Source organism: Methylobacterium sp. DB0501 (assembly GCF_011043735.1).
Taxonomy (GTDB): Bacteria; Pseudomonadota; Alphaproteobacteria; order Rhizobiales; family Beijerinckiaceae; genus Methylobacterium; species Methylobacterium alsaeris.
In genome coordinates this window covers 253,710-270,759 of record NZ_JAAKGV010000001.1, presented here as the reverse complement: position 1 = coordinate 270,759, position 17,050 = coordinate 253,710, and the positions used below count along the sequence as shown (strand labels likewise).

The 17,050-nt window shown below is 71.6% G+C and carries 13 protein-coding genes and 1 pseudogene; 6 read left to right on the top strand and 8 right to left on the bottom strand.

What is annotated here, in order from left to right; genetic code table 11:
- Positions 1 to 6: 6 nt before the first annotated feature.
- From msuE to ssuD, 5 genes are all read left to right on the top strand, one after another.
- Positions 7 to 585 (top strand): FMN reductase, encoded by a 579-nt coding sequence (msuE, locus tag G4G93_RS01245; protein WP_165080487.1) that lies wholly within the window; start codon positions 7 to 9, stop codon positions 583 to 585.
- A complete protein-coding gene (locus G4G93_RS01240; protein WP_165080485.1) occupies positions 582 to 1,538 on the top strand; it encodes an aliphatic sulfonate ABC transporter substrate-binding protein in 957 nt (318 codons plus the stop codon). Before msuE ends, G4G93_RS01240 begins: the two co-directional genes overlap by 4 nt.
- A gap of 9 nt (positions 1,539 to 1,547) precedes the next feature.
- Entirely contained in the window at positions 1,548 to 2,339 is a 792-nt protein-coding gene (ssuC, locus tag G4G93_RS01235; protein WP_165080483.1) for an aliphatic sulfonate ABC transporter permease SsuC, read from the top strand.
- Between the two features lie 31 nt (positions 2,340 to 2,370).
- Positions 2,371 to 3,204, top strand: coding sequence for an ATP-binding cassette domain-containing protein (locus tag G4G93_RS01230; protein ID WP_165080481.1), 834 nt, complete (start codon positions 2,371 to 2,373; stop codon positions 3,202 to 3,204).
- A gap of 146 nt (positions 3,205 to 3,350) precedes the next feature.
- Entirely contained in the window at positions 3,351 to 4,514 is a 1,164-nt protein-coding gene (ssuD, locus tag G4G93_RS01225) for an FMNH2-dependent alkanesulfonate monooxygenase (RefSeq protein ID WP_165080479.1), read from the top strand.
- A gap of 199 nt (positions 4,515 to 4,713) precedes the next feature.
- Here the strand turns inward: ssuD and G4G93_RS36670 are convergent.
- The 8 genes and pseudogenes from G4G93_RS36670 to repA form a co-directional block, all read right to left on the bottom strand.
- Positions 4,714 to 4,827 (bottom strand): annotated as a pseudogene (locus tag G4G93_RS36670) (FitA-like ribbon-helix-helix domain-containing protein); the annotation flags it as partial.
- A gap of 68 nt (positions 4,828 to 4,895) precedes the next feature.
- A complete protein-coding gene (locus tag G4G93_RS01220; protein WP_312891609.1) occupies positions 4,896 to 5,243 on the bottom strand; it encodes a type II toxin-antitoxin system death-on-curing family toxin in 348 nt (115 codons plus the stop codon).
- A complete protein-coding gene (locus G4G93_RS01215) occupies positions 5,240 to 8,458 on the bottom strand; it encodes an error-prone DNA polymerase (RefSeq protein WP_165080477.1) in 3,219 nt (1,072 codons plus the stop codon). Before G4G93_RS01215 ends, G4G93_RS01220 begins: the two co-directional genes overlap by 4 nt.
- Positions 8,459 to 8,474: 16 nt before the next feature.
- The gene (locus G4G93_RS01210) at positions 8,475 to 9,977 is read right to left on the bottom strand and encodes a DUF6504 family protein (protein ID WP_165080475.1); all 1,503 of its coding nucleotides are present in this window, start codon (positions 9,975 to 9,977) and stop codon (positions 8,475 to 8,477) included.
- Positions 9,895 to 10,635: an ImuA family protein gene (locus tag G4G93_RS01205; protein ID WP_165080473.1), complete on the bottom strand. Its 741-nt coding sequence runs from the start codon at positions 10,633 to 10,635 to the stop codon at positions 9,895 to 9,897. The genes G4G93_RS01210 and G4G93_RS01205 overlap by 83 nt, the downstream gene beginning before the upstream one ends.
- Before the next feature lie 1,866 nt (positions 10,636 to 12,501).
- Complete coding sequence (locus tag G4G93_RS01200; RefSeq protein WP_165081304.1) at positions 12,502 to 13,680, bottom strand: replication protein RepA; 1,179 nt, start codon at positions 13,678 to 13,680, stop codon at positions 12,502 to 12,504.
- Positions 13,681 to 13,879: 199 nt separating this feature from the next.
- Positions 13,880 to 14,923 (bottom strand): plasmid partitioning protein RepB, encoded by a 1,044-nt coding sequence (repB, locus tag G4G93_RS01195; RefSeq protein ID WP_165080471.1) that lies wholly within the window; start codon positions 14,921 to 14,923, stop codon positions 13,880 to 13,882.
- A complete protein-coding gene (repA, locus tag G4G93_RS01190) occupies positions 14,920 to 16,140 on the bottom strand; it encodes a plasmid partitioning protein RepA (RefSeq protein ID WP_165080469.1) in 1,221 nt (406 codons plus the stop codon). The genes repB and repA overlap by 4 nt, the downstream gene beginning before the upstream one ends.
- 289 nt (positions 16,141 to 16,429) lie before the next feature.
- Between repA and G4G93_RS01185 the strand changes: the two genes are divergently transcribed.
- A complete protein-coding gene (locus G4G93_RS01185) occupies positions 16,430 to 17,050 on the top strand; it encodes a pyridoxamine 5'-phosphate oxidase family protein (RefSeq protein WP_165080467.1) in 621 nt (206 codons plus the stop codon).

Genomic DNA, 17,050 nt, shown 5'->3' with positions numbered 1-17,050 from the left:
CCTTCCATGACGCGACTGCGCCTCGTCGGCTTCTCCGCCAACATCCAGCGGCCCTCGAAGACCCGCACCCTGGTCGAGGCGGTCGCCGCCGAGGCGGCCGTACGGCTGCCGGTCGAGGTGCGGATCTTCGATCTCGTCGATGCCGGGCCCGGCCTCGGTGCGCTCTCCCGCGACCAGCTCTCCCTGCCGGCCCGGCGCATCGTCGAGGCGGTGGAGGAGGCCGACGCCCTCGTGGTCGGCACCCCCGTCTACAAGGGCGCCTATACGGGCCTGTTCAAGCACCTGTTCGACCTCGTCTCGCCCGAGGCCCTGGCCGGCAAGCCGGTGGCGCTCACCGCCACCGGCGGCGGGCCGCGCCACGCCCTCGTGGTCGAGCACAGCCTGCGGCCGCTCTTCGGCTTCTTCACCGCGCTGACGGTGCCGACGGCGGTCTACGCCTCCGACCCCGACTTTCGCGATGGCGGCCTCGATTCGGCGGCGATCCGCCAGCGGGTGACGGAAGCCGGCAGCCAGCTCGCCAGCCTCGCCGGCGCCCGCGCCGCCGCGGTCGCCCCGCTTGCCCGCATCGCCGGGGGCGCCCGGTGATCGACCGTCGCACGCTCCTCGCGGCGGCGCTGGCGGGCACCGCCCTGCCGGCCGCTCGGCCGGTCCGGGCCGCCGGCTCCGACACCCTGCGCATCGGCTACCAGAAGAACGGCATCCTGGTCGTCGCCAAGCAGCAGGGCGCGATCGAGGCGAAGCTGAAACCCCTCGGCGTCGGCGTCTCCTGGGTCGAGTTCTCGTTCGGCCCGCCGCTCCTCGAGGCGATCAGCTTAGGGGCCATCGATCTCGGCCAGACCGGCGACGCGCCGCCGATCTTCGCGCAAGCCGCCGGCAGCCCCATCACCTACGTGGCGGCGCAGGAGGCCGCGGGCTCGGGCGCGGCGATCCTGGTACAGAGGGACTCCCCCATCCGCTCCCTCGCGGACCTGAAGGGAAAGCGCGTCGCCTTCGCCAAGGCGTCGAGCGCGCACAACCTCACCATCGCGGCCCTGGAGAAGGCGGGGCTGACCTACCGCGACATCGAGCCGGTGACCCTGGCGCCGGCCGACGCCGCGGCGGCCTTCGCCCGCGGCAGCGTCGATGCCTGGACGATCTGGGACCCCTACTTCGCCATCGCCGAGATGCAGCCGACGACGCGGGTGCTGGCGCTCGCCACCGACATCGCCAAGCCCAACAACTTCTTCCTCGCCCATCGCAGCCTCGCTGCCGAGCGTGGGCCCGTGCTCGACGCGGCGCTCGACGCGCTGTCCGGCGTGGCGCGCTGGTGCGAGGCCAACCGGGGCGAGGTGGCGGCGCTCCTCTCCAAGGGCACCGGCGTGCCGCTGCCTGCGACCCGCCGGGCGGTCGACCGCACCGACTACGTCATCGGGCCGATGAGCCCGAGCGCGGTGGCCGAGCAGCAGCGCGTCGCCGACCGCTTCCACGCGCTCTCGCTGATCCCGCGCCCGATCAAGATCGCCGACGCGCTGCGCACGCCCGTCGCCCAGAACGGCTGAATCCCCTCCATGCCTGCTCTCGCTCTCCCCTCCCCCGGGGCCGCCGCGCGGCGCCTCGCCCCCTGGCTCCTGCCGGCCGCGATCCTCGTCGGCTGGCAAATCGCCGGCTCGGCCGGGCTGGTCTCGACCCGGCTGATGCCCGCCCCCCTCGACGTGGCCGCCGCCGGCTGGCGCCTCGCCGAGACCGGCGAGCTCTGGACCAATCTCGGCGTCAGCTTCCTGCGGGCGGCGAGCGGATTCCTGATCGGCGGCGGCATCGGCTTTGCTCTCGGGCTCGCCAACGGGCTGTCGCGCCTGTCGGACAGCCTCACCGACACCACCGTGCAGATGATCCGCAACATCCCGCACCTGTCGCTGATCCCGCTGGTGATCCTGTGGTTCGGCATCGGCGAGGAGGCCAAGCTCTTCCTGGTCGCCCTCGGGGTGTTCTTCCCGATCTACGCCAACACCCTGCACGGCATCCGCTCGGTCGATCCGCAGCTGGTCGAGATGGGCCGGATCTACGGCATGTCGAGACCCGAGCTGTTCTGGCGCGTGGTGCTGCCGGGCGCCCTGCCGTCGATCTTCGTGGGCCTGCGCTACGCGCTCGGCATCATGTGGCTGACGCTCATCGTCGCCGAGACGATCTCGGCCTCCTCGGGGCTCGGCTACATGGCGATGCAGGCGCGCGAGTTCATGCTGGTCGACGTCGTGGTGCTGGCGATCCTGATCTACGCGCTGCTCGGCAAGGTCGCCGACCTCGCGACCCGCCGGCTGGAGCGCACCTGCCTTGCCTGGAACCCGGCCTACCGCTCGGCCTGATCCTCAGCCCCCGCGTCCAGGATTCCCCTCCATGATCGCCAGCACCCTCCGACGGTTCGAGGGCTTCGCCCCCGCCACCCCCGCCCGCCCGCGCCGCGAGATCATCGACCGTGAGGCCGTCCGGGAGACCGCCCGCAACGGCGCCGGCCTCGGCCTCACCCTGCGCGGCCTGTCCAAGTCCTTCGACGGCGACAGGCCGGTCATCGACGGGCTCGACCTGCATATCCCGGCGGGCCAGTTCGTCGCCGTGGTCGGGCGCTCGGGCTGCGGCAAGTCCACCCTGCTGCGGCTGATCCTCGGCCTCGAGACGCCGAGCGCCGGGCGCGTCGCCGTCGAGGGGGGAGAGGCCCCGCGCCGGATCATGTTCCAGGAGCCGCGGCTCCTGCCCTGGGCGCGGGTCCTCGACAACGTCGCGGTGGGCCTGAGCCGCGGCGGCCCGGCGGCGGAGCGGCGGGAGCGGGCCGCGGCGGCGCTCAAAGAGGTCGGCCTCGCCGAGAAGGCCGGGCAATGGCCCGCTACCCTCTCGGGCGGCCAGCGCCAGCGGGTGGCGCTCGCCCGCGCCCTCGTCAGCGGCCCGGGGCTGCTCGCCCTCGACGAGCCCCTCGGTGCGCTGGACGCGCTGACCCGCATCGACATGCAGGCGATGATCGAGCGGATCTGGCGTGCGCAAGGCTTCACCGCGCTCCTGGTCACCCACGACGTCGCCGAGGCGGTGGCGCTCGCCGACCGCATCCTGGTCGTCGAGGCCGGCCGCATCGCCCTCGACGTGCCCGTCGCGGTGCCCCGCCCGCGCCGGCGCGGCGACCCGGAGCTGGCCGCCCTGGAGGGGCGGATCCTCGATCATCTGCTCGACGGGCGAACGTAATTCGCCCGACGAAACCGCCCCCCTCCGCGTCGTCCCGGGGTCTCGGCTGCGCCGAGCCCCGGGATGACGTCGAGACGTGTCGAGCTCGGTACGTCCCCGTCCTGCTCCCCGCACGCCGACAGGCCCCCCTCTCCCCCGGAGTCCCCATGACCGGCCAGACCGACGTCCTCTGGTTCCTGCCCACCCACGGCGACGGCCGCTATCTCGGCGCGCAGGAGGGCGCGCGGGCCGTCACCCTGCCCTACCTGCGCCAGATCGCCCAGGCCGCGGACGAGCTCGGCTATTTCGGCGTGCTGCTGCCGACCGGACGCTCTTGCGAGGATTCCTGGGTCGTCGCCTCGGCGCTGGTGCCGCTGACGCGGCGCCTGCGCTTCCTGGTGGCGGTGCGGCCGGGCCTGCAACTGCCCTCGACCGCCGCCCGCATGGCCGCGACCCTCGACCGGATCTCGGACGGGCGGCTGCTCATCAACGTCGTCACGGGCGGCGATCCCGTCGAGCTGCGCGGCGACGGCGTGTTCCTCGGCCATGACGAGCGCTACGCGGTGACGGACGAGTTCCTGCGGATCTGGCGCGGGCTGCTCTCCGGCGAGACCGTGACCTATGCAGGCGAGCACCTGCGGCTGGAGGACGGCCGGCTGATCTTCCCGCCCGTGCAGAAGCCCTATCCGCCGCTCTATTTCGGCGGCTCGTCGCCGGCCGGGATCGAGGTCGCGGCCGAGCATTGCGACGTCTACCTGACCTGGGGCGAGCCCCCGGCCGGCGTGGCGGAAAAAATCGCCCGGGCCCGCGAGGCGGCCGAGAAGCGCGGCAAGACGTTCTCCTACGGCATCCGCCTGCACGTCATCGTGCGGGAAACGGAATCCGCCGCCTGGGAGGCGGCCGAGTCGCTGATCTCGCGCCTCGACGACGCCACCATCGCCAAGGCGCAGGCGACCCTGGCGCGCCAGGATTCCGTCGGCCAGAGCCGGATGATGCAGCTCCATGGCGGCCGGCGCGACAAGCTGGTGGTGTCGCCGAACCTCTGGGCCGGCGTCGGCCTGGTGCGCGGCGGGGCCGGCACCGCCCTCGTCGGCTCCCCCGACCAGGTCGCCGACCGGATGAAGGAATACATCGACCTCGGCATCGACCGCTTCATCCTCTCCGGCTACCCGCACCTGGAGGAGGCCTACCGCTTCGCCGAGCTGGTCTTCCCCAAGCTCCCCTTGCGCAGCACCACCGGCACGGCGGCGACGGGGGCCCGCAACGACGGCCCGTTCGGCGAGGTGATCGCCAACGACATCGTGCCGGCGCGGGGGGTGTCGGCGCATTGAGGTGTCGTTCGGGCTGCATCCGCCCGGGATCAGACGACGTGGTCGCGGACGATCGATCCTCGAACCGTGGCGGCCGACCAGTAGCCACCGGCGGATGCGGCTCAAGCTCGACCCCGCCGAGCGGCCCGAAGCGGCTGCGGATCACCTCGGCGAGATCGACCGTGTCGGGCGGCGGAGCTGGCGCGACGGTCGCGACGAGGAGGGCCCTCGCCTCCGCCTCGACGGAGCGGCCGTTGCACGCGGCGCGCAGTCGCAGCGCCTCTTCGACCCAGGTATCGAGATCGCGGATCGTGACCCTCGCCGTGAGCGGCAATCGATATGTCCAGGACTAGGGAGAAGCCGAGGCGAAGCGGCCGATCCAGGCGGTGACGTCCTCCTCCGTCATCTCTCCCGCGGCGATGGCCATCCACGTCTGACGACATCGTCGTCGGACGCGGTCACCTCGTAGCCGTTGAGGGCGAGGAAAAGCTCGGTCACCACGGCCGAGACCCGCTTGTTGCCGTCCAGGAAACCGTGATTGCGAGCCAGGCCGAAAGCGTAGCAGGCCGCAAGTTCGCAGAGATCGGTGCAACCGCCGAGATCGTGACGGTTCCGAGGCCGCTCCAGCGCCGAATCGAGCATCATGCCGTCGCGGATCCCGACGCCGCCGCCGTGCTCGGCAAGCTCAAGCGTCCGCCTCGTGGCTGGCGAGCAGGCACGAGCGGCTGCGACCGGCAGTGCACCCTTCACCGGAAATCCCGGCTCCCCACCCGCAACGGCCGCGCCGCCCCCCGTGCATCCGCCCCCCCGCGCCGCGCCTCGTCCCCCCGCCCGCCATCGACCGCCAGCGGCTCGCCCGTATCCTCCGCCACCCGGACCAAGAGGTCCGAGCGGTCGATCAGGTGCTCGGCGACGAGGTGGATCACCTCGCCCTCGCGCTGCACCCGGCCGCGGGCGGCCATCAGGCCGGCCTGGAGGATCAGGGTGCGCTGGCGGGTAAACAGCGAGGGCCAGATGACGAGATTGGCGACCTCGGTCTCGTCCTCGAGGGTGATGAACATCACGCCCTTGGCCGAGCCCGGCTTCTGGCGCACCAGCACCAGCCCCGCCACCGTCACCCGGGCGCCGTCGCGCAGGCGGCGCAAGGCGGCGCAGGCCGAGACGCCGTCGCGCGACAGCTCCGCCCGCAGGAAGGCGAGCGGGTGGCGGCCGAGGCTGAGGCCCGCGGCGCGGTAATCCGCCACCACGGCGGCCCCCTCCCCGAGGGCTGCGAGGCGCACGGGCGGCTCGTCGAGTTCGGGCAGGGGCGCGGCCTCGCGCCGGTCTGCCGCCGCGAAGAGCGGCAGCGGCTCGGGGGCAAGGCCGCGGATCGCCCACAGGGCCTCGCGCCGCTCAAGCCCTAAGCACGCGAAGGCGTCCGCGGCGGCGAGACTCCGCAGGCCCTTGAGCGACAGCCCGGCCCGGCGCCACAGGTCCTCGACCGAGCGAAACAGGTCGGCCTCGCGCACCGTGGCGATGCGGGCGCCGTCCTGGTTGGGGAGGCCGCGCACCAGCCGCAGGCCCAGCCGCACCGCGAGGCGCCCGTCGCCCGCCGGCTCCAGGGTGCAGTCCCAGCGCGAGGCGTTGATGCCGATCGGCCGCACCTCGACGCCGTGGGCGCGGGCATCGCGCACGATCTGGGCCGGGGCGTAGAAGCCCATCGGCTGGGCGTTGAGGAGGGCACAGCAAAAAACCTCGGGATGCCGGCATTTCAGCCAGGACGAGGCGTAGGCGATGAGGGCGAAGGAGGCGGCGTGGCTCTCCGGGAAGCCGTAGGAGCCGAAGCCTTCGAGCTGGCGGAAGGTGCGGGCGGCGAAATCCGGGTCGTAGCCGTTGGCGATCATGCCGCCGATCAGCTTCTCCTCGTAGAGACCGATCGTGCCGTCGCCCTTGAAGGTGCCCATGGCCCGGCGCAGGCCGTCGGCCTCGGCGGGGCTGAAGCCGGCGGCGACGATCGCGACCTGCATCGCCTGTTCCTGGAACAGGGGCACGCCGAGGGTCCGCTTCAGCACCGCCTTCAGTTCCTCGGTCGGGTAGGTGACGGGGTCGAGGCCACGGCGGCGGCGCAGGTAGGGGTGGACCATGTCGCCCTGGATCGGGCCCGGCCGCACGATCGCGACCTCGATGGTGAGGTCGTAGAGATCTCTCGGCTGCATCCGCGGCAGCATCGCCATCTGGGCCCGGCTCTCGATCTGGAACACCCCGACCGTGTCGGCACGCCGGATCATCTCGTAGGTCGGGCCGTCGTCGGGCGGGATATCGGCGATCTCCCGTGGCGGTTTGGTCTCCGGCTTATGCTCGGCCAGCAGGGCGAAGGCCCGGCGCAGGCAGCCGAGCATGCCGAGGCCGAGCACGTCGACCTTCATGAACCGCAAGGCCTCAATGTCGTCCTTGTCCCACTCGATGATCTGGCGGTTCTCCATCCGGGCCGGGACCACCGGGCAGAGGAGGTCGAGCCGGTCGAGCGTCAGGACGAAGCCGCCCGGATGCTGGCCGAAATGGCGCGGCGTGCCGATCAGCGCCCGGCCGATCTCCAGCGTCAGCCGCAAGGACCGCTCGGAGAGGTCGAGGCCCAGCGCCTTGGCCTCGCGCTCGCCGACCCCGTCGCGCGACCAGCCCCAGACCAGGCGGGCGAGCGCCCCGGTGACGTCCTCCGGCACGCCCAGCACCTTGCCGACCTCCCGCACCGCGCCGCGGGCGCCGTAGCGGATCACCGTGGCGGTCAGTGCGGCGCGCTCGCGGCCGTAGGTGGCGTAGATCCACTGGATCACCTCCTCCCGGCGCTCGTGCTCGAAATCGACATCGATGTCGGGCGGCTCGTCGCGGGTCTCGTTGATGAAGCGGGCGAAGAGCAGGCCCTGTGCCACCGGATCGATGGCGGTGATGCCGAGGCACCAGCAGATCGCCGAATTCGCCGCCGAGCCGCGGCCCTGGCACAGGATGCCCTGGCTCCGGGCGTAGCGGACGATGGCCTCGACGGTGAGGAAGTACGGTGCGTAGCCCTTCTTGGCGACGAGCTCGAGCTCGTTCCAGAGCTGCCGGCGGACCGCCTCCGGCACCCCGGCCGGGTAGCGCCTCGCCGCCCCCTCCCAGGTCATCGCGGCCAGCCGCACCTGAGCCGGCCGGCCGTCCTCCCCGGCCTCGTCCGGGTAGGTGTAGGTCAGCTCATCCAGCGAGAAGCAGCAGGATTCGGCGATGGAAACGGCCCGGGCCAGGGCCTCCGGGTGGCGGGCGAACAGCCGCGCGGTCTCGTCCGGATCGTGCAGGTGGCGCCCGGCATGGCGCTCGCGGGAAAAGCCCGAAGCCGCGATGGTGGTCTTCAGGCGGATGCAGGTGACCACGTCCTGCATCATCCGGCGCTCCGGCACGTGGTAGAGCACGTCGCCGAGGGCGACGGTCGGCACCCGGGCGGCCCGGGCGAGCGTCGCGATGCCGTCCAGCCGCAGGTGGTCGTTGACGCCGAAGCGGCGCGACAGGCCGCAGGAGAGGTGCCTGCCGAAGATCGCCTTCAGGATGCCCAGGCGCTCCGTGAGCGTATCGTCCGGCCGGTCGGCCGGCAGCACCGCGAGCAGGCCCCGGCTCCATGCGGCGACGTCGGCGATTGCCAGCTGGCAACCGCCGTGGGGCGCCCGCTCGCGCGAGCGGCCGATCGTGAGGAGCCGGCACAGCCGGCCATAGGCCTCCCGGTCGGTGGGGTAGACCAGCAGGCTCCAGCCCTCGACGAGGTCGAGGCGGCAGCCGACGACGAGGCGGCAGCCGGTGGTGCGGGCGGCGGCGTGGGCCCGCACCATCCCGGCGAGCGAGTTGCGGTCGGTGACGGCGAGCGCCCGGATGCCCAGGAGAGCGGCGGCAGAGAACAGCTCCTCCGGCGAGGAGGCGCCGCGCAGGAACGAGTAATGGGTGGTGACCTGAAGCTCGACGGTCATGGGCAGGCCGGGCTCATCACGCTTCCCCCAGACCGTGCAGCCACCAGCGCGCACCCTCCGGTGTCAGGCAATCGCGAAACAGCCAGTAGCGGGCGCCGGTCTCGTCCTCGACCCGGTAATAGTCGCGGGTGGCCGAAACCTCGTCCTCGGTCAGCCACCACTCGCCGAAGATCCGCTCCGGCCCGTCGGCCCGCGCCACCCGGCGGCGGGTGCCGCGCCAGGTGAAGGCGGAGGGCGGGGCGTCGGGGAGCGCGGCCAGGACCGCCACCGGCTCCGGGACGGGCAGCAGGCGGCCGGGCCGCGGCAGGTCGGCGGGCCAGGTCGCGCCGGTGGCCGGGCTCAAGGGCGCGACCCGGCGCACCGCCCGCTCGGGCCACTCGCTCTCGACCGGGGCCCGGCGAAACACCCGGCCCGGCCCGAGGCGCAGCACCAGCCGGTCGACGAGCTCCGCCATCGCCTCCGGGTCCGGCTCCTCGCCCGGGGCGGCGAGCTGGCGCGCCTCCAGGCGCTCGACCCGGGGCGCCGCGAGCCGCGCCTCGTCGAGGCCGTGGCCGGGATCGATGGTGCCCAGCCGCTCCGACAGCAGGCGGGCGAGGTGGGTGGGATCGCGGCTCGGCCGGGCGGTGCCGACGCTGACCGACTGGTCGAGCCCGTCGACCCGGCGGAACACCAGGTCGAGCCGGCGCGCGCCGAGGCCGTGCCGGGTCAGGTCGTCGGCGAGCATCGCGGTCAGCCGCCCGGTCACCCGGGCGAGGGTCTCGGGCGCGCCGATCGGCTCCGGGAAGGCGAGGCGCACGATATGCGCCACCGGCGGCGCCAGGGTGGCGAGCGGTTCGGGGGCGTGGCCGAGCGCCTGGTCGAGGCGGCGGCCGGGCGCCTCGCCGAAGCGCAGGCGCAAGGGTCCCCGGGGCTGCCCGGCGAGATGCGCGATCCGGGTCAGGCCGAGCTGGCCCAAGCCCGACACGATCTCCCGGTCGAGGCGCAAGCTCCAGAGCGGCAGGTCGAGGAGGAATGCGCGCTGGCCGCCCGGCGGCAGCACGGTTTCGGGGTGCAGGCAGCGGGCGGCGGCCCAGGCGGCGCCGGGCGTGTCGGCGAGCGCCGTCCGGACCCGGTAGCCGGCCCGGCCGAGGCGGCGGCGCAAGCCCGCCAGCAGGGCCGCCTCGCCGCCATGCAGGTGGGTGGCTCCCGCGACGTCGATCCAGATCCCGTCCGGCGGGTCGGGCGCGACGAGGGGTGCGTAAGCCAGGCACCAGGCCGCGAGGCGCGCGAGCGCCGCGGCGTCGCCCTCCGGGTCGGCTTCGATCAGGTGGAGGCCCGGCACCATCGCCTGCGCCTGGGCCAGCGCCAGGCCGGGGCGCAGGCGCAGGGACCGGGCGGCGCGGTCGACGGCCGCCAGCACCCGGCGCGGGCCCTCCTGCGCCACCGCGGCCAGAGGCTCATCCGGCGGCGGTCCGCCGCGCCGGCGCCGCCACAGGTCGGTCGGCCAGGTCGGCAGGAACACGCAGACGACCCTTCGCATCGGGAGCCTCGAGGAGCCAGGTGCGGGGCTCGGCGCCCCGGGCGCGCAGGAGCGCCACGGTCCACCGGGCCCGCGACAGGCCCGGTACGGGAAGAGCGGCGGAGGGCGCCGCGGTGACGCCCCAGCGGGTCGCGGCGGCGTTCGGCTCCGGGATCGCGCCGGCCCGGCGACGGATCACCAGGGCGAGGCTGCCGCTGCCCTCGGCGGCGAGTTGGAGCCGGCGCGACGGGGTGAGCCCGAGCCGGGCAGCCTCGCCGACCACCGCCGCGAGGCCGCGATGGCGCAACCCCTCCTCCATGGTGGGCAGCACCTCGGTCTCGCGCCGGGTCTCGGCGTAGAGCACCCGGTCGGGGTGGAGGCCGACCGCGGCGAGGCCGGGGGCGAACAGGTCGCGCCCGGGCAGGCACCAGAGGACCGGGCCGGTGAGCCGGGCGAGGATCGCGGCGACGAACAGGGCCGCCAGCGCCCCCTCCCCGTCCACCGGCCCCGCCGCCAGGACCTCGTGCACCGCGCCGAGGCGCAGGCCCCCGCCCGGCAGATGCACGTCGAGAGGAGCGACGCCGAAGGGCAGGACCGGACGGCCCGCTCCCTCGGGCGCCAGCCCGCCGATCCGCTCGCGCAACGCCGCGAGCTGCCATTCCCGCTCGGCCTGCCGCATCTCATGCCCATCACCGAACCGAAGCAACAACTCGTTCTTGTTTTGTTCGGTTTCAGGAGCGTGTCAATCGGGGCTGTGGACGAGTGGGCCGTCGGAGCCTGCCGGAACCGGGGCCCTGTTGACGGCAGCGGGGATAGCCGGGTCGGCGCCGCCCGGAAAGCCCGGTGGCCCAAGGAGATCGGGCGGGGGCGCGGCGCGGGTTGCCGGCGGGCACAGCCGTTGGACAACCCGCGTAAAGCCGCCAGGAGCCTCGCTGAGCTGGATTCGAGGCCGGCAGGTGCCGTACAACGGTACCCGGGAGCGACGGGCCTCCACGGGCCTCCTGACGGAGAATCCGGGGTGGCCGGCGCGCCCGCCTCGCCGCGGCCTCCGGATTCGCGAATCCGGCGCCGCCCGGAGGTGCGTTTCGGCCTCGTTTTCGGGCTCCTGAGGCACGCCGAATTGCCTACGCGGCGCCATCCGCGATTCACACAGCTTTCCAAGCTGTTAATCGGGGGCCTGCGCTGAGTAACCTACGCGCTCACGCCGAGTCGCCTTCGCCGACCCCCCGATTCCGCGCAGACCAGCCTACGGAGATGCGCCGAGTTGCCTACGCGGATGCGCAGACCTGCCTACGCGAAAGGGTGCTAAACCCTTGCAGGGCCTCGCAAAATCGCCACCCCATATAATACCCATATAGCTCTACGGATTCAGACTCGGAATCTAGAGTCTGAATCTTTCATAAAAAGGCTTTCGGGGATCGGAAGTTAGGGGCTTTTCGGGGTGAGCCGCGCGCATGCGGATCCCGGCCTGCGGCGAGGGGGTGCGAGAGTCCCCCTCCCCTTCCGCCGGAGTCCTGGGCAACCGCTTCTCGAGTCGGAGACTCGCGGCCCTCGAGTCCTCGCCCGACAAAGCCCAGATCAGCCCGAGTCGTTTCCCCGGGGAAGAGTCGAGGCGAGGCTTGAGCCGGTGGAACCGACTCGCCTGTACGCTGGCTGATGATTCGCCGTCCCGATCCGGGACTCATCCTCGACTCCGGGCGCCTGATCGGAGCTGGGCAATACTTTGCCGTGACTCTCGGAGCCGGTGGGCCGGACGGTTACCGATGGGCTGACCGGTCGTGCTGGAGCGTAGGCAATTCGGCGCGGAGTCGTTCACGTCCCGTAGGCAGGTCTGCGCGGGCGCAGGACGATGAAAGCCGTGGACTCTCAATGGGGAAGCAGTCGATTCGGGATGCCGTGCGGAGGTTGGGGCGCGTAGGCGATTCAGCGTGGCCCGGCGAGCTTCCGACGATGGCGGGGCGTAGGCAACTCGGCGTAGGGGGGCGGTGGCGGCCGGGTGCGACTTCACGGCTGGGCAAGATGTTTTGAGCGGATATCGATCTATGAAAATATTGATATTGCTCGATTCATCAGTTGATCAAGATATAAAAAATATTACCCGGCACGTCGTCTGCGGATATAATATAATTATTTTGCAATCGATCTATCGTATACAAACAGATTCAGCCCGGGGCCCGTCGAAGACGAGAACCCGAGATCCAAGACCGCTGACGTTCAAGGATGAGGCGGCCCGCATTCCGTCCGGTTCGGCACCGTCAGCGGTCTTGGATCCCGGGTTCCGCTGCGCGGCCCCGGGATGACGGGGAGGGTTCGGTCGGGATCGGCCGACTCGACCACGTCCTGAGATGGGGGTCGACGGTGAGAAAACACGATCCTTGGCTCTCGCAGGACGGGGAGAGACAATTCCACCATTGCGGAGACGCCACCGTCTAAAGAAAATAATCCTATCCATGGTCGCGGCAAGTACAGTCCCTCCGCGGCACCCCCGCGCGCACCGTCGCCCGCCGCCCCGATCCCCCCTCCCTTCGTAGGGAACTCGGCGGAATCAAGCCCTTGCCCGGGCTCGCTTATTCGCGAGAGCCGCCTTGGGAGGGACCAGCAGGTCCTTCGGATCGGACGGCAGCAGCTGCATGCCGCCGTCGTCGAGGGTCAAGCGCAGACGGGGAAACACCTCGGTGAGATGGGCGACGTCCTTGCGGAATTCCTGGCGGAACGAGCGGATCGAGCCGTTCTCGCTGCCGAACTGCTTGTACAGGTTGTCCCAGGTCAGCCGCAAAGGCCGTTCGAGGCGCGAGAGCCGGTAGCCGACCCAGAACAGCAGGTCGAGCTTGCGCGCCGAGCCGGCGAAGGCGCGGGCGGCGCGGATATCGACCGGCAGGGCGTGCTGGATCAGGTTGTCGTAGAACTCGCGGTGGAAGGTGATGGTCGAGGACCACAGGAGGCCCTGGTCCGGGTGGTTGTGCAGCGGCAGCCACACGTCCATCTGCCTGAACGGCGGCACGTTGAGGGTCGAGGCGCGGGTGCCGTCCCACAGGCCGATCTGCATCGAGCAGGCGGCGAGCCGGTTGAGCTGTTCCTTGAACTGCTTGAGCGTGCCGCGCTCGCCGCCGGTGACCGGGAAGCCCATGTCGCGGATGAAGCCCGACATGCTCTGCGCCACCTCGACCTTGGGGCTGCGCTGGCGCACCGCCTCGGTGCAGAGATGCAGCAGCAGGAGCCGCGCCTTCGGGCCGTAGGGCAGCCCCTGCATCTCCATCTCGCCGGTGGCCGGGTTGATGAGCCGGCCGGCATTGATGGCGAGCGTGTTGCGGCCGTATTCCCGCGAGACGTTGGTCATGCCCTTCGGCTCGCGATACGGCAGGCCGCAGAGCGCCAGGACCGAGTGGATGTGCTGGATGTTCTCCGGCGCCGCCGGCTCGTTCTCGATCACCTCGCGCACCATGTCGCGGCGGCGGGCGTTGCGGGGCAGCCGGGCGCGCTCGGCCGCGGCCTCGGCCTTGAGCACCACCAGCTTCTCGCGCGCTTCCAGCTCGGCGTCGCGCTTGGCCTGGCTGGCGCGCACGAAGGCGAGCGTCGCCTTGTAGGCGACGCTGCCGCGTGCCTTCTCGACGATCTCGACGAGGTCGGCGTCGCGCACGCCCTCGACGGGCTCCTGCCCTGCGAGGTCCTGGCCTGCGAGGTCCTGGCCTGCGAGGTCCTGGCCTGGTTGCGGCGGGTTCGTCATCTCCACCAAATGGGCTCCGCACGGGGATGCGGGCCCATCAGGCGCGCATCGTGACTCTGTTTGGCGGAGTCGTAACGCGCGAAACCCGAATCCGCAGAGTCGAGTCCGGTCGATTCCCGAAGCAGAGCGCCAGATTCCTGTGAATCTGTGTGTCTAACCGGAGAGTCTTCGTCCCGCCGGTTGACGATGGGATCGATCGTTAATCGGTCTCGTCGCGGGTCTTCGACTCGGCGAAGGCGGCGTAGAGCTGGGGAAGACTCTGGATCAGATAGGCGGCGAAATCCGGCTCGAGCGTGTCGTCGATGGTGAGCTGGGTCCGCTTCGGGTCGCGCTCGATCCGCACCACCGGCCGGCCGCCGAGATTGGTCCAGACCGCCGGAGCCGGGGCCGGTTGCGGCGGCTTTGCCGTCAGATGGCCGAGCAGCCGGGCGAAGCGGTCGTCGGAGGAGAGACCCGAGAAATCCGGCGCCGCCAGGAGGCGGGTCACCATCTCCCCTGCCCCGTCCCGCGCCAGGGCCTCGACGAGCGCGGTCCAGCGCGGCCGCCCGGCCTTGGGCGCCGGCCCGATCGCCGCCACGACCTGCGCCGGCACGGCCCGGCCGATGCCGATCAGGCGCGACAGCTGGGTCTTTTCCACCGCCAGCGCCGCCATGATGGTGGCACGGTCGAAGCCGCGATCCTCCAGCGCGATCGCGAACAGCGCCCGCTCGATGTAGCTGAGATCGGCCCGGGCCGAATTCTCCTGCCCCTGCGCGACGACCAGATCCTCGTCGGTGAGCGCCTTGACCACCGCCCGTACCGGCCGCCCGAGCTCGGCCGCCGCCCTCAGACGGCGATGGCCGTAGGCCACCTGGTAACGCCCCTCGACGCCCGGGTGCGGCCGGACCAGGATCGGCACCTGCTGGCCGCGCTCGCGGATCAGCGCCACGAAGGCGGCGTGCTCCTCCGGATCGCCCGACAGGCGGTCCTTGACGAACGAGCCGTCGATCAGCGCCGGATCGAGCTCGACCACCCGGTCGCCGGAGGCGACCATGGCGCGAGCCTCCGCCGCCGCGCTGGCGATGCGCCCGAGGCTGCGCCCCATGGCGCCGACGGCGCCGGAGCGCACCAGGGGCCGCGGCGCCTCGGGGACCGTGTCCACCGTCTCGACCGGGTTGCCAGCTGGCAACTCCGCTTGCGGTTCCTGTTGCGGTTCTTGGGAGCGGGCGCTCAGCGCCGCCCGAAGGGCATCCTTGCGCTTCATGCCGGCACGCGTCCCCAGGCGCGGTGCATCAGGTTTTCGATCTCGCCGTTCACCCCGTCGAGCGCCTCGATCGCCCGGTCGTAGGTGGCCCGGGTGAAGCTCTCGCGGCCGATCTCGTAGAGGGTCTGCTTCGACAGGCCGGCATCCGACACGGCGGTCGATTTCAGCATCAGGTGGGTCAGCACCCGCTCGCGGAACAGCGAGCGCATGAAGCCGACCATCTGGGTCTGCGGCGCGTCGGAGGGTTCGTAGCGGGTCACGACGTAGCGCAGGAAATCGTAATCGAGGTCGGCTCCGGCCTCCTGCACCACCCCGAGCAGGTCGGAGGCCATCAGCAGGAACTGGCACATCGACATCACGTCGAGCATCTGCGGGTGCACCGTCACCAGCATCGCGGTCGCGGCGCAGAGCGCGCCCAGCGTCAGGAAGCCGAGCTGCGGCGGGCAATCGAGGATCATGACGTCGTAATCGTCGGCGACGCTCCCGAGTGCCGTGGCGATGCGGCCGAAGAACGGCTCGGCATTGCGGTCGGCCAGCACCCGCGGGGTGTCGTGCTCGAACTCCATCAGTTCGAGGTTGCCGGGCACGAGGTCGAGGCCCGGGAAGTAGGTCTTGCGCACCACCTCGGCGAGCGGCTTCTGCTCGTCATCATGGCGGATCGCGGCGTAGAGGGTCTGGTTGGGGCCGACGTCGAATTCCGGCTGATAGCCGTGGAGCGCGGTGAGCGAGGCCTGCGGGTCGAGGTCGACGGCGAGGACCCGGTAGCCGCGCAAGGCCAGGTACTGGGCGAGATGGGCCGCCGTGGTGGTCTTGCCGGAGCCGCCCTTGAAGTTCACGACCGCGAGCACCTGGCAATGCTCGTCGCCGGAGCGGTGCGGGACGTAACCCTTGGCTTTCGGGCCGTCGTCGAGCAGCCGGCGCAGCTCGTTGATCTGGGCGAGCGTATAGGAGCGCCGGCCGCCGGGGCCGATCTCCGGCTGCGGGCCTTTGCTCGCCAGCGAGAGCTGGCGCAGGTAGCCGTCCGCCACCCCGATCAGCTTCGCCGCCTCGCCGGAGGAGAACGAGCGCAGCAGCTTGTGCGAGGCCGGCGGGAAGAGCGTGCGCCGGAGCGCGTTCAGCTCGTTCGACAGGGCACCGCCGTCGTCGGCGATGATCCGGGTGATCGAGGTTCGGTCGGGGGCTGCGGCTCTCGCCTGCTCCTGCGGCTGATCGGGCATTTACGGCTTCCAAGCGCATCACGGAATAATTCCGTAAGACGATGCCAGCGTGACCGTGGCGAGGCAAACGGTTTTTGGTTAACACAGATTAACCATGACAGCGCCGGAGGTTGCCAGGTGGCAACCCGGCACGCCGTGCTTCGATCGGACCGCCCGGTTGCCAGCTGGCAACCGGACGAGGACAGGGTCGCACCGTGAGCGGATCTCACGAAGCGGTGCGCTCTTGTCGATGTTCAGGGACCGCCCGATCGCCTACGCTTCGATCATTGCGACGGTTGGAGCCGACACGATGGCGATCCTGGGAAGCGAGGCGGATCTGGAGCGGATCTACGGCGCGTTCGGTGCCGTCGGCGAGGCCTCGACCGTGAAGGTCGCCGACCACATCACGCCGCATTATCGCCGCTTCGTCGAGGCGGCGCCGTTCCTCGCCCTGGCGACGAGCGGCCCGGAGGGCCTGGATTGCTCGCCGCGGGGAGACCGGCCGGGCTTCGTTCGGGTCGCCGACCCGCACACGCTGCTGCTGCCGGATCGCCGCGGCAACAACCGGATCGACAGTCTGCGCAACGTCCTGCGCGATGCCAGAGTCGGACTGATGTTCCTGATCCCGGGCATCGGCAATGCGCTCCGGGTCAACGGCCGGGCGGTGATCGAGGACGATCCGGAGCTGTGCGCCTCCTTCGCCGTCGATGGCGAAGCGCCGCGCACCGTGATGGTGATCCGGGTCGGCGAGGTCTATTTCCAATGCGCCCGGGCGCTGATCCGCTCCGGCCTGTGGCGGGCGGACGCCCAGGTCGATCCGACGACGTTGCCGACCCCCGGGCAGATCCTGGCCGGCCTGAGCGACGGCCGCGTCGGCGGCGAGACCTACGACGCGACCTGGGCCGAGCGGGCGAAGCAGACGATGTGGTGA